The organism is Cyclobacterium xiamenense (assembly GCF_009467825.1).
Lineage (GTDB): Bacteria > Bacteroidota > Bacteroidia > Cytophagales > Cyclobacteriaceae > Cyclobacterium > Cyclobacterium xiamenense.
In genome coordinates, this window is record NZ_WIOK01000004.1 from 148,905 (window position 1) to 172,149 (window position 23,245).

Genomic DNA, 23,245 nt, shown 5'->3' on the forward strand with positions numbered 1-23,245 from the left:
AAAACCAGGCTAAACGACGTTAATTGAAAGAATCCATAGGCATTTCAGCCATTTTTCCAAAGACTTCTTCAGGTGACTGTATTCGTCGGCAATGGTAATTTACTTCGGCAAAAAGGTATGTGCTCTCGAATTTTTTGCGTAATATTGCGGGTTGATTATTTAATGAGAAAATAGCTTTTTTTATCAAAAAAGGGCGTTTGATACATGTTATGAACGAAAACAAAGAAGGAAATCGAAAGGATTACTCAGCCCAAAATATTCAGGTTTTAGAAGGATTGGAAGCGGTCAGGAAGCGACCTGCGATGTACATCGGAGATATCGGGGTAAAAGGACTGCATCATTTGATTTGGGAGGTGGTTGACAACTCCATTGACGAGGCACTTGCCGGACATTGTGATACCATTTCTGTCACGATAGAGGCGGACAGTTCGGTCACCGTAGAGGATAACGGCAGGGGCATTCCGACTGACTTGCACACCAAAGAAAACCGTTCTGCGTTAGAAGTAGTCATGACGGTGCTTCATGCCGGCGGTAAATTTGATAAAGACACGTATAAAGTTTCTGGAGGACTTCACGGAGTAGGGGTCTCCTGCGTCAACGCCTTGTCGTCTTCATTAAAGGCCACCGTTCACCGTGGGGGAAAGGTTTTTGAGCAGGAATATGTACGGGGCGTTCCGCAGTATTCGGTACGTGAAATCGGAGAAACGGAGAAGCGGGGCACGTACATCCATTTCAAACCCGACCACGAGATATTTCAGGTACTTGATTTCAAGTACGAAACGATTGCGACGCGATTGCGTGAAATGTCCTTTTTAAATGCTGGCATTCGTTTATTTTTAAAAGATCTTCGGGAAAAAGACGAGGAGGGAAATTTTCGATCCGATGAGTTCTTTTCCGAGGGTGGCCTGGTGGAGTTTGTCGAGTATTTAGACGAAAACAAACAAAAGATCATCGAAAGTCCGATTTACATCGAAACGGAGAAAAACAACGTTCCGGTGCAGGTGGCGATGGGGTACAATAACTCGTATACGGAAAATGTGGTTTCCTATGTAAATACGATCAATACCTACGAGGGAGGGACGCATGTTTCGGGTTTTCGACGAGCGCTTACCCGAACGTTAAAAAGCTATGCGGATAAATCCGGCATGCTGGACAAGGTGAAAATAGATATTTCCGGAGACGATTTTCGAGAAGGTTTGACAGCAGTCATCTCAGTAAAAGTGGCCGAACCCCAATTTGAAGGGCAAACGAAAACCAAATTGGGAAATTCCGACGTAACCGGAGCAGTAGATACGGCAGTATCTGAAACCCTGCAATTTTGGTTGGAGGAGCATCCAAAGGAGGCAAAGATCATCGTAGGCAAAGTGGTGTTGGCTGCGCAGGCCCGACATGCAGCCAAGAAAGCACGGGAGATGGTTCAGCGGAAAAATGTGCTGGGCGGAGGAGGTCTTCCGGGAAAACTCGCCGATTGTGCCAATTCGGATCCAGCTATCTGTGAGCTTTACCTCGTGGAGGGCGACTCGGCCGGAGGATCGGCCAAGCAGGGTAGGGATCGGGATTTTCAAGCCATTTTGCCCTTGAAGGGAAAGATTCTTAATGTAGAAAAGGCACACGAACACAAGATTTACGATAACGACGAGATAAAAAATATTCTGACGGCACTGGGCGTAAAATTCGGTACGGCCAACGACGAAAAGGAGCTCGACTTGTCCCACCTGCGGTACCATAAAATCATCATCATGACGGATGCGGATATTGACGGGTCGCATATTCGTACCTTGATTTTGACGTTGTTTTTCCGGTACATGAGGAACCTGATCGAAAATGGCTACGTATACATAGCACTTCCCCCGTTGTATTTGTTGAAGCGAGGAAAAGAAGAGCGGTATTGTTGGACCGAAGATGAACGAAAAGCCGTGACCCAGGAGTTGGCGCCCGATGGTAAAGTTGACAGCGTAGGCATCCAACGGTACAAAGGGCTTGGAGAGATGAATCCGGAGCAGCTTTGGACCACCACCATGGATCCGGAAACCCGAACCTTAAAGCGTGTGACGATCGACTCTGCAGCAGAAGCAGATCATCTGTTCAGCATGCTTATGGGCGACGAGGTTGCCCCGCGTAGGGATTTTATTGAGAAAAACGCGAAATACGCTAAAATCGATACCTAATCGATGTAACGATACGTTCAATTTAAGCAAAAAGGGCGTCATGCCCTTTTTTTATTCTTCGATTAATTTGTTATCATTGGCCTACTTTTTTCCCTTTAAAAACGAGAAGTTATGAAACTGATCCAACATGATAAAACAGAAGAAACCATAAAAAACAGTAAACTTATCAGTCGGGACCTAAGCTGGCTAAAGTTTAACGAAAGGGTTTTTGATCAAATAAAAAAGGAAAAACGCAATATTTTCGAAAAATTTAAATTCTTGGCCATTGCTGCCTCCAATCTGGACGAATTTTTTATGATTCGGGTGGGCTCTCTGTACAACTACCTGGATTACGATAAGGTTCGTATCGACTATTCCGGGCTGAGAGAAGACGATTTCAAAAAGAAATTGATGATCGAATCCCAGCATTTTCACAAGCGACTGCAGCATCAGTTTGTGAAAGAGTTGCTGGGCAAAACCCAGGAAGCCGGATTCCTGCTGAGCAACGTACGAAACCTGCAGGAAGACGAACAAAAAACGATTAAGGACTACTATTACAAAGCCGTGTACCCCATGCTGACTCCCATGGTGTTTGATGGCTACCATACGTTCCCCATTTTGATGAATAAATTATTGATCTTTGGGGTCGTTACCATTGGTCCGGGTGAAAAGAAAGACAATAAAAAACTGTCATTTGTACAGATTCCTTCCAACATCCCCCGCTTTTTTGAGCTGGAGCGTGAAGACCAAATGATCTATGTACCGATCGAGGAGATGATACGGGAGCACCTCGTTTCCCTGTTTCGGAACGTGACGATCGAGTCCGTCAACCTATTCCGCATCACGAGAAACGGCGATTTTACGTTGGAGGAGAGCGAAGACATGGATTCCAATTTTTTGGAGGAAGTAAAAAGGAAACTAAACGAGCGAAAAACCGGTAGGGTGGTACGCATCGAGATTGAAGAGGGATACAGCAAGTGGATGGTCAACTTGCTGAAACAGCGGTGGACACTGAGCGACGATAGTATTTTTAAAATCGAGCGTAAAAGCCTAATGGATTTTACAGGCCTTTGGCAGGTTATTGGAAACAAGCGGTTTAAGGACAAAATTCCGCCCACGCCAGATCCGGTTCCACCGCTTTCCTATCCCGAAGCTGCATCCGAGGACATTTTTCAGGTACTGAAACACAAGGATGTCTTGTTGCATCATCCGTATAACGACATGGAACCCATCCTGGAGTTACTGGATAAGGCGGCAGATGATCCCCATGTGATGGCGATAAAGATGACCATTTATCGGCTCGCAAAAAATTCCCGAATTGTGGGAGCCCTGTTAAAGGCCGTAGAAAACGGCAAGCACGTTTCGGTGCTCTTCGAAGTGAAAGCCAGGTTTGACGAGGAGAACAATATCCGTGAAGCAAAAAAGATGCAAAAGGCGGGTTGCTTCGTCATCTACGGTGTGAGTAATTTCAAAACGCATACCAAGTTGATGCTCATTGTAAAAAAGGAAGAAAACAAGGTGACACGGTATGTCCACGTCGGCTCTGGAAATTACAACGAGGAAACCAGCCGAATTTATACAGACATTGGTCTATTGACGACAAATGAGACGCTGGCCAACGATGTTTCAGAATTCTTTAACGTTATCACGGGGCATTCGGCACCGACCAACTACCAGAACCTGATCACTTCCCCCCGGGACATGCGGAATAACCTGATCGAATTTATCGAGATCGAAGCTGAAAATGCCAGCAAAGGCCTGCCTTCTGGAATATTCATCAAAATCAATTCGCTGGAAGACTCCGAGTTTATCTTCGCCTTGTACCGAGCTTCCCAGGCGGGGGTACCCATCAAATTGATCGTCAGAGGTATTTGTTGCCTGCGGCCAGGAAGAAAAGGGTTAAGTGAAAACATCGAAGTGATTTCAATCGTCGGAGATTTTCTGGAACATTCCCGTATTTATCATTTTCACAACAACGGCAACTACCGGACCTACGTAGGAAGTGCAGACGCGATGGTTCGGAGTTTTGACAAAAGGCTGGAATCTTTGTTCAAGGTGGAGAGTGAATTCCTCCAAAAACAACTGATGAACATCCTCCGGTACAACCTGAAGGACAACGAAAACGCCTATGTCATGCAAGAAGACGGGCAATATATCAGCAAGCACCCCAAGGAGGGAGAAGAGCCGTTTAATATCCATCAAAAGTTCTTTGAGTTAAGGCCAGAAATGATTGAAGACGTGCGGCTGATCGAATAAGCCAACCGAATGGTTGTCAGGATAGCCGTCCTCGCTAGCGCTGCTCCTGTTTACTTCGATTTCGTTCAAATAGCTGCAGCAGCATGCCGTCTTTAAGACCCAATTCGGGTACCTTAATTCGCTGGATACGGGCAGCATCAAAGGCAGCCAGGTAGATTTTAGTTGCCGGAACAATGACATCCGCCCGGTCTTCATTCAGTTGAAGCAGGTTTAGTTTTTCCTCATTGCTATGGCGTTCCAGCAGGGCGAGTACCTCCCTCATTTTTTCGATGGAGAGGTAATTCGTCCGTTTCTGAGGTGCTGACAAGTCGAAAACCTTGTTGATGTTTCCACCTGTACCGATGCCATACACGGTTTTTTCCCCGAGTAGGTGGCGATCGATAAACCGTTTCATTTGTTGAAGCACGGCCTGCGGAAGTTCCTGATTTAACGTACGGACGGATCCCATTTGGAAGGATTTTGCGGCTACTTTCTCTCCTTTCTTAAATACATTTAGCTCCGTACTGCCGCCCCCAACGTCCAGGTGAAGGTAGGTTTTCCCGTCAATGTGGCTACCAAGCGACTTGTTGATCAATTCGGCTTCTTTGTTTCCATCGATGATGGTAATTTTCAGGCCTATTTCCTCCCGAACCTCTTTAACCAGCGATTTCCCGTTCCTCGCCTCCCGCATCGCGGAGGTGGCGCATGCCATGTAGTCGTTCACCCCATACAATCGAATAAGGATGTAAAACGCCTTCATTAGTTCTTTGAATTTATATTGATTTTCCTCTGAAATCTGCTGATTCAAAAAAACGTCCTTACCCAAACGTAAGGGAAAGCGAAGGTATTCCAGTTTTTTGAAGGTGTGCTGCCCCTGAAAATAATGTATTTGGGTGACCTGGAGCCGGACCGCATTGGAACCGATATCTACTGCTGCGAATTTCAATGAAAAGTGGTTGTGTTATCGAATAAGGTTTGTTACAAATTAGAAAAGGAGCTGCATGCACGGAATTCAGCATCCGGACAAACAACTCCCTCCGCTACTCTTCTCAGGGTATGAGGAAAAATGGCTGACGAAAGATACGATATTTTTACTGTTTTTTCCCGATTGCGACAAGCACAAAGCCGGCAATTACTGCAATTCCTCCGGCATAGGGAGGCCAATTAAGGGATTCCTCGTTTTCAGCATTTACTTCGATTGGGCCGGCATCAATGACCGTTTCTTCGGTGGTGTACGAAATGCCAGTGACTAAAAACATAACGATACCGGCGACTATGAGGACGATTCCTAAAATTTTCATGGTTTGTAAACGTTTGGTTCGTTAATTACCGTTACAAATAGCTTACCAAACTTCCTCGCGTAATAAAACGGCGCCATAGAAAACTACATCTTCTCGTAATTTCCCTTTTGTAATTTCTTTTTTAGTCTGAAGAAATTGATAAAGCCAAGGACCAGCAGGACGATGCTTATCAAAAAAGAAAGGTACCCCAGGTCTTTGACATTTTCGAGGTCATTCACTTTAATTAATGCCGTTCCACTCACTACAAAATACAAACTCGTACGGACATAAGATAATAGCGTTCGATCATTGGCTAGTTTTGTTCGTTGTCTTGCCAAAAAATCGCGAACGATCAACGGTTCTTCTGTTTGATTTTCCATAAATTTGCGGATTATTTATGATTTTACGCACAAATTTAAAGGTATATCTTTGAATCAACTGTACAATTTGTCACATTAAACGTTTCAACCAAATATATTTTCCATGAGAAGCTATTTACTTACGTTAGTTGTTACGCTGGTGTTTTGTCAGGCATTGCTTGCACAGGAAGCCGAGGCACCCACCAACGAGCAAGACACCACTTTCTGGCAATCTGAGTTCAGTGCCGGTCTCAATTTTAATCAGGCAGGTTTTAGTGCTAACTGGAAGGCCGGTGGGGTAAATTCCGTTGCCTTTGGAAGTATCGTAGCGGGGAAGGTTGCCTACAAAAAAGATCGGTTTTCCTGGGATAACGAGATGGAATTATTATTCGGAATTGTACGCAACGAAGGGGAGCAAACCAGAAAATCGAATGATCGAATCTTTCTCGATTCCAAATTGGGCTACCAAATGACCGAGCGATGGTCTGCCTACCTTTCTGCAAACTACCTGACCCAATTTGCAGAAGGGTACAATTACAACGATGACGGGACCCGGACGCTGATTTCAAAATTTATGGCTCCTGGATTCCTCACCTCTTCGCTTGGTTTCGAGTACAAGCCGAACGAAACCTTTTTTGTACGTATCGGGCCCTTTTCGCCCCGCTTTACTTTCGTCACCGATACAGAAATCATCAATAACGTCCCCTCGAATTACGGTGTCCTGCCTGGAGAAACGATGCGAATCGAATGGTTGGCAATGAATATATTCGCCAGCCTAGACAAAGACCTTTCCGAAAGTCTTAACCTGAAAACGCGTTACGCACTATTTGCGAATTACGAAACCCTGGCATTCGACTCCATCGACCACCGCCTTGACGTAACCCTGACGGCCAAAATCACCAATGTTATCAACGTGACGCTAAATGGAATTGCCCTATACGATTTGGATCAGGACCCGGGCGTGCAAGTTAGTCAGGCGCTGGCATTGGGTATTCTGTATAAAGTCGGTGGTAAAAAATAAACTTTTGTTTACTTTTTTTCGCTGAAATTTTGATTTCTGTCAGTTATTATTAATTTTGTTCGTATTATGGTAGTTAAATAATAGTTGGTTTAGTTTTCAAAAATAAAAAGCAGGAGAGGTTCTCCTGCTTTTTTGTTTCCAGTTATTTTTTTTCAGCGAATGGTTTTTTAGGTAACTTGCAGGCGTTTCTTTTAACGAATTCGATGAACAACGACCGACAGCAACTGAATGTCTTGTCAGAGCGAATTGCCGGCTTTCTGACATTTATCCGGGATAGATTTGATCTTCACGAAGGCAAAGAGGATGAATTAGAAACCATTGAATACATACGAAAGAATGTGGAATTCCGGGGTGCAAACCTATGGATTCTTATTTTTGCGATTTTGGTGGCTTCCGTCGGGCTGAATGTCAATTCAACCGCGGTAATCATTGGGGCCATGCTAATCTCGCCCTTGATGGGCCCGATTATGGGGATTGGCATGGCAGCTGGGGTCAACGATTTTGAATTGATAAAAAAGTCGATGAAAAATCTCGGGATCGCCGTACTGATCAGTATCATGACCTCTACGCTGTATTTCTCATTTACCCCGCTGGCGGATGCGCAATCCGAATTGCTCGCCAGAACGGAACCCACCATTTGGGATGTATTGATTGCCCTCTTTGGGGGGCTGGCTGGCATCATTGCAGGATCCAGGAAAGAAAAAAGCAATGCCATCCCTGGAGTAGCCATTGCTACCGCCTTGATGCCGCCTCTCTGTACTGCCGGGTACGGGCTGGCTACCTGGAACCTGTATTATTTCATGGGGGCCTTTTACCTGTTTTTTATCAATTCGGTTTTTATCAGCCTCTCCACCTACCTGATTGTTCGGTTCATGGGATTCCCAAAAAAAGAATTCATTGACAGTCAGCGAGAAAGACGGGTTCGAAATTACATTTCCATTTTCATTGTCATCACGATTGTACCCAGTATCTACCTGGCGTATAATATCGTTAAGCGGACCCTTTGGGAAAAATCAGCGAAGGAATTTGTGCAAATGGAATTTGATTTTCCCAGCACCCAAATAATTACGAGTAATTTCCACTATAACCCAGATAGCAGTACCATCGAAGTAGTGATGGTGGGACAGCGCATCAAAGAAGAGGAAATTGCCAGCATGCAAAAGAAAACCGAGGCCTTTAAATTGAACCGGACCTTTCTACTGGTCAAGCAGAGTGGAGATACTGGAATGGATATGAATATGCTCCGTTCCGATGTATTGAAAGATCTGTACGAACGAAACGAAGCCATGGTACGCGACAAGGACCAGAAAATCGCCTTTTTGGAGCGCGAAGTGGCGCAATATGCAGCGTCGACAGGGATGGTCGTAGACCTGGCGCAGGAAGCCCGGGTCAACCACAAAGATTTGATTGCTTTCTCGGTAAACCGAACCGTAGTGGCCAATTTGTTAGAAGACCGGCAGGATACTGTTTTGGTAGCGGTTGCCACCTTTTCCAATACCCCTGGAAAACCGGAAACCGACCGACTTAAGTCCTGGTTGAAAGTTCGAACCAAGGCTGATTCCATCTCGCTGATCTTAGATCAATAAAAGGGAAGTAGCCGAGGTAATGGCATGAAAAGGCAGCTGGAAAACAGAGGCACTTTGGCAACCCTGTGCCGAGATACCCGTCTTTTTTCCCGCATCAACTGGGAGTAATACTCAGGGAAACCAATGGGCCAGTCCGGGGATGGTAAGGAGCCGCTATAAATCAAAAAAGCTATGAAACAATGTCTCATAGCTTTAGTCAATTAACAATAAACCCAAAATAACCTGCTGTAGGAGAAGGACTCGAACCTCCACGGGGCAGTTAGGCAAAATACGAGCTCGCTACTTGCTTTGTCCTGTGACCCCACCCCCGAGACAGGAGGGCATGTCTGCCAATTTCATCATCCTACAGTGTAAAAAGACCATTTGTCTTTATTTGATATTCCAAAGGTAGTATAACCGGTTAGAAATTAAAAATAATTGAATAAGTATTTCAAAAAAATATGATATTTTTAATTATTTACCCGTTTTTTATTTAACAATGTAATTTTTACAAAAGGAATGACCGATCGATTGACGAATTGTAAACGGGTCTTTTTCGGATTTTCCTTACCTTGGAAAAAAAAGTGTAAAAGGGTCCATGGGAGAGCCGATAAAAATCTACGAAATGCCGACGAATACCAATCAGCGGGCGTTTCAACTGTATGAAGTTCAGGGGAAAACCATACAGAACACCACCTATCCCCACGAAACGGATCGTCCCCACCGGCATACGTACTACGAAATTTGCGTGTTTATTACCGGGGCGGGGAAACACGAGATTGATTTTGAAGCACATCCCATTCATTCAAATAGCGTCCATTTTCTGTCTCCAGGCCAAATTCATTTAATAAGTCGCGAAAACGACTACCATGGCTACCTAATGGTTTTTTCCAGGGAATTTTACGGACTGGAGCAGGGCAATGAGGACGTCCTATTTCAATTACCCTTTTTTAACAACCCTACGCTTGTGCCGATTTTAAACCTGACCCAAGCGGATTTCAGCGAACTTCTTAATTTAATTTTATCGCTTCGTAAAGAATACATCCATTGGAATAACTTTTCCTCAGACATCCTTCGCCATTATTTGCAAATTTTCCTTTTAAAGTGTAAGCAATATTACCTGCGGTATTTTGCGGATACGAACAAGACCTTGGACCCCCATTTTTCGCTGGTACAGCAATTCAATGCGCTGGTTGAGCAGCGGTTTCGTCAGGTTCATCAGGTGCAGGAGTATGCTTCCCTTATGGCCATGACTCCCTCCCTGCTAAACAAGCATGTCAAAAACATTACCGGGTTTACAGCTGGTGAGATTATTTTAGACCGATTGATGCTGCAGGCAAAGCGGTACCTGATTTATACAGACCTTTCCAACAAAGAAATTGCCTACCAGTTAAACTACCCGGATCCATCCTATTTCAGCAGAATTTTCAAACGGAAAACGGGAAAATCCCCGTCGGACTTTAGAAAGTCAGAAAACGAAAAGTACCAGCTTTAATTTGAAAAACACCTTTGTAGGAGTGGTTTTTAAAGGTAACTTTATCCTTGGAAGTAAAATGTGCAAGATTTAACAAATTGGTTCCGATTTAAATTTTGAATTTCGGGACATTTGTCGGATATCCGGAATAATTTTAAACCCATTTAAAAATATGATAGCAATAGATTTTGAAATTCAGCCCAAGGATTTGAAAAAAAGGCTGGAGCGTTTCTGGGATCTTTCTGCGGAGAAGATCCATTCAATTGAGCACGAGTATCCACAAAACCAAGGTTCACCGGTATTTACCAAGGATGGAAAATACACGACCCGGGGATGGACCGAATGGACTCAGGGCTTTCAGTTTGGTTCATCTATTTTGCAGTTCGACGCCACCGGCGAGTCACAGTTTCTGGATAAGGGAAAGATGAAAACCTTGCAATTGATGGCGCCCCACATCAGCCATACGGGTGTACACGATCACGGTTTTAACAACGTCAGTACCTACGGAAATCTCCTTCGTCTCATGGTGGAGGAAAAAATACCCTACAACGAATGGGAAAAGAATTTCTACGAATTGGCCCTGAAAATTTCCGGTGCCGTACAGGCCAGCAGGTGGACCGGTCTACCCGACGGAGGATTCATCCACTCCTTTAACGGTCCCCATTCCCTATTTGTGGATACCATAAGAACCGTACGTATACTCATGCTGAGCTACAGCCTGGGTCATGTGCTTCAGGAGGAAAACGACAAAAAGGTAAACTTGCTGGTCAGAGGCCTGCAACACGCCAAAGCCACGGCGGATTATTCCGTGTTTTACGGGGAGGGTAGGGACCGGTACGATGTCTGGGGCAGGACGGCCCACGAGAGCGTTTTCAATACCCGGGATGGTAATTTCCGCTGTCCCAATTCCCAGCAGGGATATACGGGCTTCTCTACCTGGACCAGAGGCCTTGCCTGGGCCATGTGTGGCTTTGCTGAGGAATTGGAATACATCGACAACTTATCCGATGATTCCTTAAAAGCCTATGGCTCACCCGTAGAAATTGAGGCGTTTTTATTGAAAGCCGCAACGGCAAGTTGTGATTTTTACATCGATCACACTCCGGTAGACGGCGTCCCGTATTGGGATACTGGTGCGCCTAACCTGCATAAATTGGGGGATTACCTGGATAAGCCGGCCGATCCGTACAATGCCTACGAACCCGTAGATAGCTCTGCCGCTGCCATTGGCGCTCAGGGCTTGCTGCGTCTGGGGCACTACCTCCAACGCAAGGGGCAGACCGAAAAGGCAAAAAAGTACTGGCAGGCCGGACTGACCGTACTGAAAACCCTGTTGGAAGAACCCTACCTGAGTACCGACAAAAACCACCAGGGTATCTTGCTGCATTCCATCTACCACCAACCAAATGGTTGGGACAATGTGCCCAGGGGACAAAAAATTGCCTGCAATGAGTCCAGCATGTGGGGGGATTACCACGCCAGGGAACTAGCCCTTTACGTACAACGAATCGTAGACAAGGATCCCTATTACACCTTCTTTAATTGTCTATCATGAGCGCACAACCCATCAACGACTTAAGCAAGCTGTGTATTCACACCATCACCACCAAGCCCTGGAGCCTGGAGGAAGCCGCGGAAAATTACGAGAAGGCGGGTGTTAAAGGAATATCTGTCTGGAGGCAGTATTTGGGAGGCCGCGATATCGCCGCTGCAGGCGAGCGGATTCGCAGTCACGGTCTGGAAATCGTTTCCCTCGTGCGTGGCGGTTTTTTCCCCGCCGTTTCCGAGCGAAACAGAGAACTAGCCATCCAGGACAACCTCAAAGCAGTGGAGGAAGCTGCCGCGTTAGGGGCCCCCATGATCGTGTTGGTTTGTGGAGCCGACCCAGGCCAGTCCCTGGAGACCTCTCGGAAGCAAATTAGGGAGGGCATTGAAAAAGTATTGCCGCAAGCCATTGAGCACGGTGTAAAACTGGCCATTGAGCCCCTACATCCCATGTATGCCGACACCCGTTCGGCCGTCAACACCCTGCGTCAGGCAAACGAAATGGCAGAGGCGATTGGCTCCGATTACGTGGGAGTGGCAGCTGACGTTTACCACCTTTGGTGGGACCCCGACCTACGGGAGGAATTGCTCCGCTGCGGGCGAAACGGGAACCTTTTCGCCTTTCATATTTGTGATTGGATGAGCCCAACGGTAGATTTCCTGAACGACAGGGGCCTGATGGGAGAAGGATGCATCGACATACCGACCATTCGAGGCTGGGCAGAGGAGGCAGGATTTTCCGGTTTCCATGAGGTGGAAATTTTTTCCGACCGCCATTGGGCCGGGGATCAGAACGAGTTTTTAAACAAAATTGTATCGAGTTATTATCATTGCTAGTAAACACCAATATACATGGAACATAAAGTAGGAATTATCATGAACGGTGTCACCGGAAGGATGGGTACCAACCAGCATTTAATGCGCAGCATCGTGGAAATTATCAAGCAGGGGGGCGTCAAGCTGGCCAATGGCGATCGCATCATGCCGGACCCCGTATTGGTAGGCAGAAACGAAGCCAAATTGCAGGAATTAAGCAAGAGGTCCGGTGTACAGGCGTATACCACCGATCTGGATTCCGTGATGCAAGACAAGCGCTATAGCATCTATTTCGATGCACAGACCACCGGCCGCAGGGCAGATGCAGTCAAGCAGGCCGTCGCTGCGGGTAAGCACATCTATTGTGAAAAGCCGGTAGCGGTGGATACGGCCACAGCACTCGAACTCCACGAGATATGCAGCAAGGCAGGAGTAAAAAACGGCGTTGTTCAAGATAAATTGTGGCTGCCTGGGCTCAGGAAGTTAAAACGCTTGATCGAAAATGATTTCTTTGGAGAAATCCTTTCCGTACGGGGGGAGTTTGGCTATTGGGTTTTTGAAGGACATACCGTACCCGCGCAGCGGCCATCCTGGAATTACCGGAAGGAAGACGATGGAGGCATTATCGTTGATATGCTCTGCCATTGGCGGTATGTGTTGGACAATATTTTCGGCGCAGTGAAGGCAGTCTCCTGCACTGGAGCCACCCATATCAAAGAACGGGTAGACGAGCAGGGGCAACCATATACCTGCACAGCCGACGATGCGGCGTATGCCACCTTTGAATTGGAGGGAGATATTATTGCCCATTTTAATTCATCCTGGACCGTACGCGTTCGAAGGGATGATTTGTTGACCGTTCAGGTGGATGGGACAAAGGGTTCGGCCGTGGCTGGTTTGCGGGAGTGTTACATTCAGCATTACGGCAATACACCAAAGCCCGTTTGGAATCCCGATATCGTGCAGCCGATCGATTTTTACGAAGGATGGTCCAAGGTCCCGGAGCAAGAGCCCATGGATAACGCATTTAAAGTGCAATGGGAACTGTTTTTAAAGCATGTGGTTGCCGATGAGCCTTTTCCCTGGGACATGAAAGCAGGTGCCAAAGGGGTACAGTTGGCAGAAAAAGGCTTGGAAAGTTGGGCAAAGCGCGCCTGGGTAGACATTCCTGAACTATAAAATATATGGCTATGAAACGAGTAGCGCTGGTTACTGGTGGCTCAAGAGGCATCGGTTTGGGAATCGCCAGGTGTCTGGCCCGGGAGGGATTTGACTTGGCTATTAATGGCATGCGAAAGGAAGAAGATACCCGAGCGAGCCTGGACGAGTTGCGCTCCCTGGGAGCGGAGGTAGTGTATTGCCAGGGGGATGTAGGAAGTGCTGCAGAACGGCAAGGAATAATGGACGCCATTGATGCGCATTTTGGTCGGCTTCACGTATTGGTAAACAATGCGGGGGTAGCGCCCAAGGAACGAAAGGACATCCTGGAGGCGTCGGAAGAAAGCTTTGACTACGTGTTAAAAACGAACCTTCACTCCGCTTATTTCCTTTCTCAGCTGGCCGCAAACCGAATGATTTCGCAGAAAAGGGAGTCTGCAGATTTTAAAGGGGCGATCATTAATGTCTCGTCAATTTCTGCGACGGTAGCCTCTGTCAATCGAGGAGAATATTGCGTAGCGAAGGCGGGTATGAGCATGGCCACACAGCTTTTTGCCGTGCGGCTTGGCGAATTTGCTATCCCCGTGTACGAGGTGCGTCCCGGCATCATTGCAACCGACATGACCTCGGGCGTCAAAGAAAAATACGATGCCTTGCTTGGTCAGGGCCTATGCGTACAGGCCAGATGGGGGCTGCCGGAAGACGTAGGGCTGGCCGTCGCCTCCCTGGCCAAAGGAGACTTTCCCTATTCTACCGGTCAGGTGATCATGGTAGATGGGGGACTAACCATCCCAAGATTATAATGGCATGCGCCACCAACCGGGAGGAAAATCCGGTTAGTGGCGCATTTTTTAAAAATTTTGGACTAATCCAGTCAACAAACGTATATTGTCAATCAAACAAACGAAACCCAACTCAAATGGAAAAAAAGAAACTTTATTGGAGGATTTGTTGCGTCGCTGCGATCGGTCTTTGCATCCTGACATTTACTCCTCTCGTCATTCCACAAGGAATAGCTACGCCTGCACTTGGGGGAGTTCCCTATAGCTTGTGGACCAGTTTTATTATTACCGTACTTTTGGTCGTACTTACCTACATCGGTACACGTGTACACCCGGGTATGCAAAATGAGGAGGAGTTATGATATTCTGGGTATGGGTATTTGGCCTCATTTATGCAGGCCTATTGGTTTTCGCTTCGTTGAAGTCGTACAAGAAGAATCGGTCTTCAGAAGAATTCATGATGGCCGGGTCCAATATTGGATTGACGCTGGGGGTATTGACCTTTGCTGCGGCCCTTTTTAGCACCTTTACGTTTTTGGGAATGCCGGATTTTTTCCGGATAAATGGGGTAGGCGCCTGGATTTTCCTCGCGGTTTCCGACGGGGCCATGGTCTTCTTACTCCTATGGTTTGGCTACCATATTCGTAACCGGGTCAAGGGAATGGAATTCCGGGGTGTTTCCGGATTGATCAGCAGGTGTTACGAAAACAAACTTGCCGGGTATGTATTCTTTCTCAGCGCGTTTTTGTTTTTGATTCCCTACGTGGGAATTCAGATACAAGGCATTGCTATCTTTATGGATGCGGCCTTCCCAGGGTCTTTTCCGGCATGGGGCTGGTCGGCAGGCATTGTGCTTATTATGCTGGTGTATAGTGAAATCGGTGGGCTAAAGGCAATTATTTTCAGCGATGCCATTCAAGGACTCCTCTTATTGGGCGTCATTTGGATCATTGGCTGGGCTTGCCTGAGTCATTTTGGAGGTATCGGACCTATGTTCGAAAAGGTCGGTGCAATGCAAGAGGACCTCTTGTCTACGCCCGGTCCGCAGGGCCTGCTGACGCCACAGTTTTTGATTGCTTCGTTGATCGCGATTCTGATGATTCCGGTCACGCAGCCGCAATTTACCACCCGGATCGTGGTAATGAAAAGTATGAAAACCATGCAACTCATGGCCGTATCCCTGGGGGCTTTCGCAATTTTGGTGATCCTTCCTACCATTTTTATCGGCATGTACGGAGCGGACCTGTATTCGGAATACGGCAGAGACGAGTTTTTCGCCAACGCATTTCTGTACGATCAACCGGATGCAGTGGCCGCTTTGGCGATTATCGGCTTGATTGCGGCGGGGCTTTCGACTACCAATGCGCAAATCTTTGCTTTGGGATCCGAATTGCGGGGTCTTTTGCGAGGCAATGAAAACAGCATCATGCGAAAAACAAAAATTGGCATTTTTGTTTTTTCGATCATCGCTTTCTTTTTCTCGATCATCGTGTTTGACCAATTGGTTTTGCTGGCCAGGGTCAGTTTTGCCGGTACCGGAATCATGGGCCCCATGATCATTTTGGGGATTCTTAGTGACCGAAAGGTTTCTCCGGCCATTATCTATTTTTCCCTCGGCGGATTGCTCGTATTCTTGAGTTCACTGGCCGGCTTTATTCCCGACATGTATGCGGGCTTGAGGCTAGACCTCTTGCTCTTTGTATCTTTGGGGCTGGTAGCACTCATTAGTCACCTTACGGGTAAAAAACAACAGCTGGTTCCTCCGGTCAAGGACCGATAAACCGAAAATACCCGCTATGGTATGAGCAAGAGATCCTTACAAATCATCAATGGGCAGGTCATTACGCCTTTTGAAATAGTACGCAACGCGTCCGTCCTGATACGGGACGGGCGCGTTGACGCTATTTTCCCTGATAATCGTGCGCTGCCGGATGTGCTGACCATCGATGCCGCTGGCCGTTTTGTTTCGCCCGGATTTATTGACTTGCACGTGCATGGGGGAGGGGGACACGATTTTATGGACGGAGAAGTGGAGGGTTTTCAGCAGATTGCGCAGCTGCATGCACGACACGGAACGACGGCGATGGTGCCTACCTCATTGACAAGTACTGGGGAGCAGCTTTTACACTTGCTCCGCATCTACGAGGAGGCTTCCCGCTACACGGATAAGGGAGCCACTTTTCTGGGGATGCACCTGGAAGGGCCGTATTTTGCCATGAATCAGCGGGGTGCTCAGGACCCCCGGTACATCCGGGATCCGGATCCCTCCGAATACGAAGCAATCCTGGAATATTCCCATCTCATTGCGCGCTGGAGTGCGGCTCCCGAGCGCAAAGGTGCCCTGGACTTTGGCAGGCGCTTGCGTGAAAAAGGTATCCTGGCTGCAATCGCTCACACAGATGCCGTGTACGAGGAAGTTTTGGAAGCGATTGAAGCCGGTTATTCGCTGTCAACCCATTTGTATTCGGGTATGTCCGGTGTGACCCGAAAAAACGCCTACCGCTTTGCGGGCGTAATCGAAAGCAGCCTGCTTTTGGACGCCTTGGACGTGGAGATCATTGCAGATGGGGTGCATCTACCCGCTCCGCTTTTAAAACTGATTTACAAGGTAAAGGGCCCGGAGAAAATCGCACTGATTACGGATGCCATGCGTGGAGCCGGTATGCCGGAAGGAGAGAGCATACTTGGACACAAAGACGATGGGCTCAAAGTCATAATTGAAGACCAGGTGGCAAAACTACCCGATCGCAGTTCGTTTGCAGGCAGCGTGGCCACCGCAGACCGCTTGGTTCGAACCATGATCGGCATGGCCGATTTACCGCTGTTGGAGGCAGTGAAAATGATAACGCAGACCCCAGCGCGCATCATGGGAATTGGGCATAAAAAAGGCGCCATTCGCCGAGGAATGGACGCCGATATCGTACTGTTTGATGCGGATATTCGGGTAAGCCTTACGCTGGTGGAGGGTAGGCTGGTTTACTCGGAAGCATCCGAGGAAATCAGTCAATAGCCACCCATTTTTCACTCCGGTCGGATTCGAAAATAGCCTGTAAAATTCGGGTGTTTGCCCGGGCGTTTTCCAGGCTTACCGGAACCTCGGTGTCCTCCAGAATTGCCCGGGAAAAATCATCCGCCTGCGCCGTGTATTGATTGCTTACCGGCAAAACGATCCGTTCCGGGTTTGGTTCAAGGAAGTTGCCATCATGGATGTACAATTCGTTACCTTGATCCGATGGGGCATTGAAGGGAATCCGTACCTCCAGGATTTTTTCCTCTCCATAAAACAACATGCGCTGATAAGGCGTAAGTTGTGTACTTACCGTGAATGTCATTTGAATTTCATGGTAATCTATAAGAACAGACCCCAACTTGTCGGTTCTGAATTGGGGGTCAAATTCCAGCATGGACACGACTCTTCCCGGTTCTTTTTCAAGGACAAACCGAGAGGTGAAGACAGGATAACATCCGATATCCCAGATACCTCCGCCCCCCTTTTCCTGGATATTGCGGATATTGTCACCCTGCACGTTAAAATAGCTGAAGAACCCGTGTACGGCTTTGATGCGTCCCAGATAGCCATTTCGAACCAATTCCCTAGCCTTGATCCATTGGGGATTGGATGCGACCATAAAGGCTTCTCCTACTTTTACCCCCATTTTGTCTCTGGCAGCGATCAAAGCATCGATTTCATCTGCGTCCAGAGCTAGGGGCTTTTCACACAATACGTGTTTTCCAGCCTCAATGCACTGCAGGGTATAGGGTACATGTAAATCATTGGGAAGGGGGTTGTAGATCACGTCAATTTCCGGATCCTGGATCAATTCTTCGTAGGAACCGTAAATCTTTGGGATTCCCAGCTCATTGGCCACGGATCGTGCCCGCTCCAGCTCTCTCGAAGCCAGGCCATAAATTTCGTAATCGGTGCTGTTTTGCATGGCAGGGATCACTTTTTCCCGGGCAATTTTTGCGGCGCCCAGGACGCCCCATTTAAGTTTTCTTTTCATAGAGATGGGTATATTGGTTAAAACAAGACCTGCAGCTAGCATTCGTTGCAGGTGACAATTCGCAACAACAAGTTACGGGTATTCGCAACCAAACCCAACCTAAGGCCCGGGGCCCTATGTATAATCATTATAAATAAGTAAGTAGTCGCTAGCCGCATGGATTTCATAACTCAATAGTATCGTTTGTTTAATCAGGTAAAAAAGTAAAAAAACGTATATATTAAACATGAAAATATTTTTATCAAAATAAATTTTTATATCGATCCGCGAGTTCTTGGAAGCGATAATTTCTATACTGCTGGAAAATAGTTGGCAAATTCTTAAATAATAGGTAAAATGCAATCGATTGCGCAACGGAATCAGGCGTTGATTTTCTGAGCGATCGATTCAATCATCAATCAATTCGTATACCATGGAAAATAAATTTTCAAGAAGGTCTTTTCTTCACGCCGTGAGCTTGCTGGCGGCTGGAACTGCTGTGAGTACCCCCCTGATGGGATTTGGAATGAAGCGCAAGCTACGCATAGCCCTGGTGGGTACCGGGGTGCGCGGTACCTCATTTTGGGGAAGAAGACTGGTCGAGCAGTATTCGGATATTTTGGAGTTTGTGGGATTGAGTGACATCAACCCTGGGAGGTTGGATTATGCGTTGGAATACATGAAAGTGAATTGTCCCACCTTCGTGGATTTTGACGAGATGATGGAAACTACCAAGCCCGACTTATTGATCGTGACCACCATGGATTCCACCCACCACGAATTCATTATCAAAGGACTGGAGTCCGGAACCGATGTGCTTACCGAAAAACCCCTCACTACGGACGAAGCCAAATGTCAGCAAATTTTAGACGCTGAAAAGAACTCCAATAAAAACCTGATCGTCGGATTTAACTACCGCTGGAGCCCGTATATCACCAAGATAAAGGAACTGCTCCAAAATAAGGAAATCGGAGAAGTCACATCGGTAGATTTTCATTGGTACCTCAACACCCACCACGGGGCTTCCTATTTTCGTAGGTGGCACGGGGTTACCGAAAACGGAGGATCCCTTTGGGTGCACAAAGCGACCCACCATTTTGACCTGCTCAATTGGTGGCTGGATTCGGACCCAGAAGAAGTATTTGCCTACGGTGCCCTGGAGCATTACGGCAGCAACGGCCCGTTCCGTGGCAAAAATTGCCGCAGCTGTGCACACAAAAATGATTGCACGTACTATTGGGATATTACCAAAAGCCCACGTGACATGAAGTTGTACGCGGAAAATGAGCACCACGACGGCTATTTTAGAGATGGCTGCGTATACCGGCATGAAATCGATATTTACGATAAGATGTCTGCGAATATCAAATACGCCAACAAAGCCGTGGTCAATTACTCCCTGACCACCTATAGCCCCTACGAAGGGTGGAAGATTGCGTTTAATGGGCAGAAGGGACGAATCGATGCCTGGCTGGATATTCCTTTTATGAGCAACGAAACAATGGATCAGGAGGCGCTTCACGCGGCCGAAATGGACCAAAACCTATCCGAGGACATGAATCGGGAACCATTGGTGCTCCACAAGAACTGGGAAAAACCCCAAATCATTCAGGTCGTCAGCGAGCGTGGGGGGCACGGAGGAGGCGACAAGCGGCTACACGATAAAATCTTCAAGAACCCCGAGGCAGCCGATCCGTACAAACATTCCGCAGGATTGCGGGACGGTATCATGTCGGTCTTGATCGGCGTGGCTGCTAGAAACAGTATCGAAAGCAATGGACCGGTAAAGATCGCCGATCTTACCAGCATACAACCAAGCCCCAACCGGACCTAAGTACTTAATTTTTCCCCTCCATACGGCCTTTTTTGGCTAATGGAGGGGTTTTTTAGTGCCTTTTGGGATTTGATGATCCTTTCACCCTATCTTTCTTTACCCTATGAAAATCGAACACCTGGCAATCAACGTAACAAACCCCCACGCAGTCTCCGACTGGTACGAAAAGAATTTGGGATTAACGGTCGTAAAAAAAATGGACGAGGCGCCCTACATGACCTTTCTGGCCGATGATAGCGGCAAAGTGATGATCGAACTCTACCAAAATTCCAAGGCGTCGGTATTGGAATTTGCCAAACTGGATCCTTTGATGCTACACCTGGCCTTTGTATCCGAAGATCCGGAGCAGGAAAAATCGCGCCTTGTTGCGGCAGGAGCCGTGTTGGTGAGCGACGATACCCTGGCAGATGGAACCCGGTTGTTGATGCTACGGGACCCCTGGGGCCTGGCCATTCAGTTTTGTAAGCGGGCAAAACCCATGCTGAAATAGTATTCCGGCCAATCCGTTTAGGGAGATTGCCAGTGTCGATCCACTAGAAAGCAATCACGTTTATGGCAGTCAATAATCCAAATGGATTCCGAATCGCCTTTGGTAGGGTTTTCGCGCCTTTGCTTGCCGATCCATGTGTAGGATACGTTAATTTTCGCCTGCGATTTTTTTCCATAAGCGGTGGTACGTACAGCCTGTACCTTGAAGGTTATTTCGGGAAAGTTGTTTATCTGGGTACTGCCCCGGTAGACATTTCTCCTTTTTAATGATGCTAGCGTTTTTATTGGATCGTTTCACGTTTTTTTGGAGGACTTTACGCTATCTTCGAGTCGGTAGTTGGGTTTTGAGAAAAATCGAAAATTAACGAAAACAATGGGGTTGAATCGAGTTTACCTGGCAAGCTGTTTAGTTGCAAATTTCGTCACACTTTCCCTTTTTGGACAACGACAAATGGAATACCTGGACCGCGGCCTGATCGCCCTGCCGGACGAGAAGGGTGGGGTTTTTCTGAGCTGGCGCCTTCTGGGCGACGAACCCGCGGATACTGGGTTTGACCTGTACCGTATCTATGAAGAGGAGCCCGCAGTAAAGATGAATACCTCGCACTTGATTCAAAGTACAACGTTTATTGACCCCAAAGTCGATTTGAGCCGGAATCCCAGGTATTTCGTCCGGACAGGAACCCAAGATCAAAGCAAGTCTGTAGTGGTTTGGGAAAATTCCTTTTTGGAAATATCCCTACAGACACCGGAAGGCTATCGGCCCAATGATGCCTCGGCAGGCGACCTGACCGGAGATGGTCGGTATGAATTGGTCGTGCACATGACCGGCAAGTCCCGCGATAATTCCCAAGATGGATTTACTGACCCGCCGATTCTTCACGCCTATACCCTGGACGGAACCTTATTATGGGAGATTAACCTGGGCATCAATATCCGGGAAGGGGCCCATTATACCCAATTCATTGTGTACGACCTGGATGGAGACGGTGTGGCTGAGGTTTCCTGCAAAACGGCCGATGGAAGCAGGGACGGTTTGGGTACGGTCATTGGAGACGGCAGCAAGGACTGGAGAAACCAAGCGGGAAAGATTTTGGACGGTCCGGAGTATTTGACGGTTTTTTCAGGGAATACGGGACAGGCCTTGTCCACCGTAGCCTACATTCCGGATAGAGGCGATCTTTGCGGATGGGGTGGGGAAGGAGGAAATGCTGGAAACGACTGCAATGGTAACCGGGTGGATCGCTTTCTGGCGGGGGTTGGGTACCTGGATGGAAAAAAGCCCTCCTTACTTATGGCACGAGGCTATTATGGTAGATCGGTCATTGCTGCCTGGGATTTTGATGGGGAAACCCTTCGTTCCCGTTGGGTTTTTGATTCGGAGGGTAGAGAAAACCCCTTTTCCGGACAAGGAAACCACAGTTTGAGCGTAAACGATGTGGATGGAGATGGACGGGATGAAATGGTATACGGAGCGATGGTGGTAGAGGATGACGGAAGCGGTCGCTACAGTACCGGACTGCGGCACGGAGATGCCCTGCATGTGAGCCGCTTTCACCCGGATTATCCGGATCAGGTGGTATGGGGAATTCATGAAAACGAAACCAACGAATCAGGCTTTGGTGTAGCCTTGTTCAACGCCAGAACCGGCGGCATTCTCTGGGGAGCCGAAGAGGGAAGGGACGTGGGAAGGGGCCTTGCTGCCGATATCGATCCCCGGCACGAAGGCGCGGAATTTTGGTGGAATGGATCCGGTGGATTGTATAATTTTAAGGGTGAAGAAATTGGGAAGAAACCAGGCAGCATTAATTTTGCCCTCTGGTGGGACGGGGATTTGTTGCGGGAATTGCTGGATAAAAACCGAATCGATAAGTGGGATTACGAAGCGGAACGGCTGAGCAATTTACTGACTGCAACGGATTGTGCAGCCAATAACGGCTCTAAGGCCACGCCTGCATTGTCTGCAGATTTGTTTGGCGACTGGCGGGAAGAGGTCGTGTTTCGAACGGAGAACAACCAATCGTTGAGAATTTATACCAGTAGGGAGGCAACGTCCTACCGGTTTCCAACGCTGATGCATAACCCGCAGTACCGTCTTGGCATTGCCTGGCAAAACGTGGGGTACAATCAACCTCCGCATACGGATTTTTATTTGGGTGAAGGGATGGAAGCTCCTAAATGGCCCAAAATAGCGATAGTAAGAAAAAGTAAATAAAATATCATACGTTCAGGACACTTCATCCCTGGAATCCGTACTGGCTATACTGTGAAATACTTGATACATTAAGCCGTACCCATGAAAAGTAAATGGTTGTTTTTCCCCGATGTCCTTTTGGTATTGGTCCTATGCCTTACCTGTGAGCGGCATGAGCTTCAGCAGATGCGGGAAAAAGGGCATGCAGTGCTTGCGAATGCGCCTTCGACACCCGAATCGGAAGAAAAAACATACGCACCCACCACCGAAAAACAAAAAAGCTGGAAAGAATTGATTCAGACGGCGAATGGCTCATCCTTTCGTTTGATGATGTATCATAGAAAAGAGTAAGTTGGTGATTTT

Annotated in this window: 20 protein-coding genes; 16 read left to right on the top strand and 4 right to left on the bottom strand. The window is 47.4% G+C overall.

Annotated features, from left to right (window positions below):
• The first annotated feature begins 209 nt into the window (after positions 1 to 209).
• Together gyrB and ppk1 are read left to right on the top strand one after the other, a co-directional pair.
• The gene (gyrB, locus tag GCU44_RS04465; protein WP_154854339.1) at positions 210 to 2,168 is read left to right on the top strand and encodes a DNA topoisomerase (ATP-hydrolyzing) subunit B; all 1,959 of its coding nucleotides are present in this window, start codon (positions 210 to 212) and stop codon (positions 2,166 to 2,168) included.
• 111 nt (positions 2,169 to 2,279) lie between these two features.
• On the top strand, positions 2,280 to 4,403 hold the full coding sequence (gene ppk1, locus GCU44_RS04470; RefSeq protein ID WP_092168396.1) for a polyphosphate kinase 1: 2,124 nt from the start codon (positions 2,280 to 2,282) through the stop codon (positions 4,401 to 4,403).
• A gap of 34 nt (positions 4,404 to 4,437) precedes the next feature.
• Here ppk1 and GCU44_RS04475 read toward each other — a convergent pair whose 3' ends face one another.
• The 3 genes from GCU44_RS04475 to GCU44_RS04485 form a co-directional block, all read right to left on the bottom strand.
• Positions 4,438 to 5,328 (bottom strand): Ppx/GppA phosphatase family protein, encoded by an 891-nt coding sequence (locus GCU44_RS04475; protein ID WP_154854342.1) that lies wholly within the window; start codon positions 5,326 to 5,328, stop codon positions 4,438 to 4,440.
• 145 nt (positions 5,329 to 5,473) lie between these two features.
• The gene (locus GCU44_RS04480) at positions 5,474 to 5,683 is read right to left on the bottom strand and encodes a hypothetical protein (protein WP_154854343.1); all 210 of its coding nucleotides are present in this window, start codon (positions 5,681 to 5,683) and stop codon (positions 5,474 to 5,476) included.
• A gap of 83 nt (positions 5,684 to 5,766) precedes the next feature.
• Positions 5,767 to 6,042, bottom strand: a complete 276-nt coding sequence (locus GCU44_RS04485; protein WP_154854345.1) for a DUF202 domain-containing protein — start codon at positions 6,040 to 6,042, stop codon at positions 5,767 to 5,769.
• 103 nt (positions 6,043 to 6,145) lie between these two features.
• On the opposite strand from GCU44_RS04485, the gene GCU44_RS04490 reads away from it, so the two are divergent.
• The 10 genes from GCU44_RS04490 to nagA all read left to right on the top strand — a co-directional run bounded on the left by GCU44_RS04490 (position 6,146) and on the right by nagA (position 17,392).
• Positions 6,146 to 7,042 (top strand): DUF3078 domain-containing protein, encoded by an 897-nt coding sequence (locus tag GCU44_RS04490; protein ID WP_154854347.1) that lies wholly within the window; start codon positions 6,146 to 6,148, stop codon positions 7,040 to 7,042.
• A 203-nt stretch (positions 7,043 to 7,245) separates the two neighbouring features.
• On the top strand, positions 7,246 to 8,628 hold the full coding sequence (locus tag GCU44_RS04495; protein WP_154854349.1) for a TIGR00341 family protein: 1,383 nt from the start codon (positions 7,246 to 7,248) through the stop codon (positions 8,626 to 8,628).
• Positions 8,629 to 9,205: 577 nt separating this feature from the next.
• On the top strand, positions 9,206 to 10,102 hold the full coding sequence (locus GCU44_RS04500) for a helix-turn-helix domain-containing protein (RefSeq protein WP_092168413.1): 897 nt from the start codon (positions 9,206 to 9,208) through the stop codon (positions 10,100 to 10,102).
• A gap of 151 nt (positions 10,103 to 10,253) precedes the next feature.
• Entirely contained in the window at positions 10,254 to 11,636 is a 1,383-nt protein-coding gene (locus GCU44_RS04505) for a glycoside hydrolase family 88 protein (RefSeq protein ID WP_154854351.1), read from the top strand.
• A complete protein-coding gene (locus tag GCU44_RS04510; RefSeq protein ID WP_154854353.1) occupies positions 11,633 to 12,463 on the top strand; it encodes a sugar phosphate isomerase/epimerase family protein in 831 nt (276 codons plus the stop codon). Before GCU44_RS04505 ends, GCU44_RS04510 begins: the two co-directional genes overlap by 4 nt.
• A 15-nt stretch (positions 12,464 to 12,478) precedes the next feature.
• Positions 12,479 to 13,621, top strand: coding sequence for a Gfo/Idh/MocA family protein (locus GCU44_RS04515; RefSeq protein WP_092168421.1), 1,143 nt, complete (start codon positions 12,479 to 12,481; stop codon positions 13,619 to 13,621).
• A gap of 11 nt (positions 13,622 to 13,632) precedes the next feature.
• A complete protein-coding gene (locus GCU44_RS04520; protein ID WP_154854355.1) occupies positions 13,633 to 14,403 on the top strand; it encodes a 3-ketoacyl-ACP reductase in 771 nt (256 codons plus the stop codon).
• Positions 14,404 to 14,519: 116 nt separating this feature from the next.
• Positions 14,520 to 14,744 (top strand): hypothetical protein, encoded by a 225-nt coding sequence (locus GCU44_RS04525; protein WP_154854357.1) that lies wholly within the window; start codon positions 14,520 to 14,522, stop codon positions 14,742 to 14,744.
• Complete coding sequence (locus tag GCU44_RS04530) at positions 14,741 to 16,162, top strand: sodium:solute symporter family protein (RefSeq protein ID WP_154854359.1); 1,422 nt, start codon at positions 14,741 to 14,743, stop codon at positions 16,160 to 16,162. The genes GCU44_RS04525 and GCU44_RS04530 overlap by 4 nt, the downstream gene beginning before the upstream one ends.
• A gap of 21 nt (positions 16,163 to 16,183) precedes the next feature.
• Positions 16,184 to 17,392, top strand: a complete 1,209-nt coding sequence (gene nagA, locus GCU44_RS04535) for an N-acetylglucosamine-6-phosphate deacetylase (protein WP_154854361.1) — start codon at positions 16,184 to 16,186, stop codon at positions 17,390 to 17,392.
• Here nagA and GCU44_RS04540 read toward each other — a convergent pair.
• Positions 17,382 to 18,386 carry a Gfo/Idh/MocA family protein gene (locus tag GCU44_RS04540; protein ID WP_154854363.1) on the bottom strand — a complete coding sequence of 335 codons (1,005 nt, stop codon included), beginning with the start codon at positions 18,384 to 18,386 and terminating at the stop codon, positions 17,382 to 17,384. The two genes, nagA and GCU44_RS04540, sit on opposite strands and share 11 nt — an antisense overlap.
• 412 nt (positions 18,387 to 18,798) lie before the next feature.
• On the opposite strand from GCU44_RS04540, the gene GCU44_RS04545 reads away from it, so the two are divergent.
• The 4 genes from GCU44_RS04545 (at position 18,799) to GCU44_RS04560 (ending at position 23,233) form a co-directional block, all read left to right on the top strand.
• Positions 18,799 to 20,199 carry a Gfo/Idh/MocA family protein gene (locus GCU44_RS04545; protein ID WP_154854366.1) on the top strand — a complete coding sequence of 467 codons (1,401 nt, stop codon included), beginning with the start codon at positions 18,799 to 18,801 and terminating at the stop codon, positions 20,197 to 20,199.
• 103 nt (positions 20,200 to 20,302) lie between these two features.
• Positions 20,303 to 20,689: a VOC family protein gene (locus tag GCU44_RS04550; protein ID WP_154854368.1), complete on the top strand. Its 387-nt coding sequence runs from the start codon at positions 20,303 to 20,305 to the stop codon at positions 20,687 to 20,689.
• Between the two features lie 372 nt (positions 20,690 to 21,061).
• Entirely contained in the window at positions 21,062 to 22,903 is a 1,842-nt protein-coding gene (locus GCU44_RS04555; protein WP_154854371.1) for a rhamnogalacturonan lyase, read from the top strand.
• Positions 22,904 to 22,984: 81 nt separating this feature from the next.
• Positions 22,985 to 23,233 carry a hypothetical protein gene (locus tag GCU44_RS04560; RefSeq protein WP_154854374.1) on the top strand — a complete coding sequence of 83 codons (249 nt, stop codon included), beginning with the start codon at positions 22,985 to 22,987 and terminating at the stop codon, positions 23,231 to 23,233.
• The last annotated feature ends 12 nt before the right edge of the window (positions 23,234 to 23,245 follow it).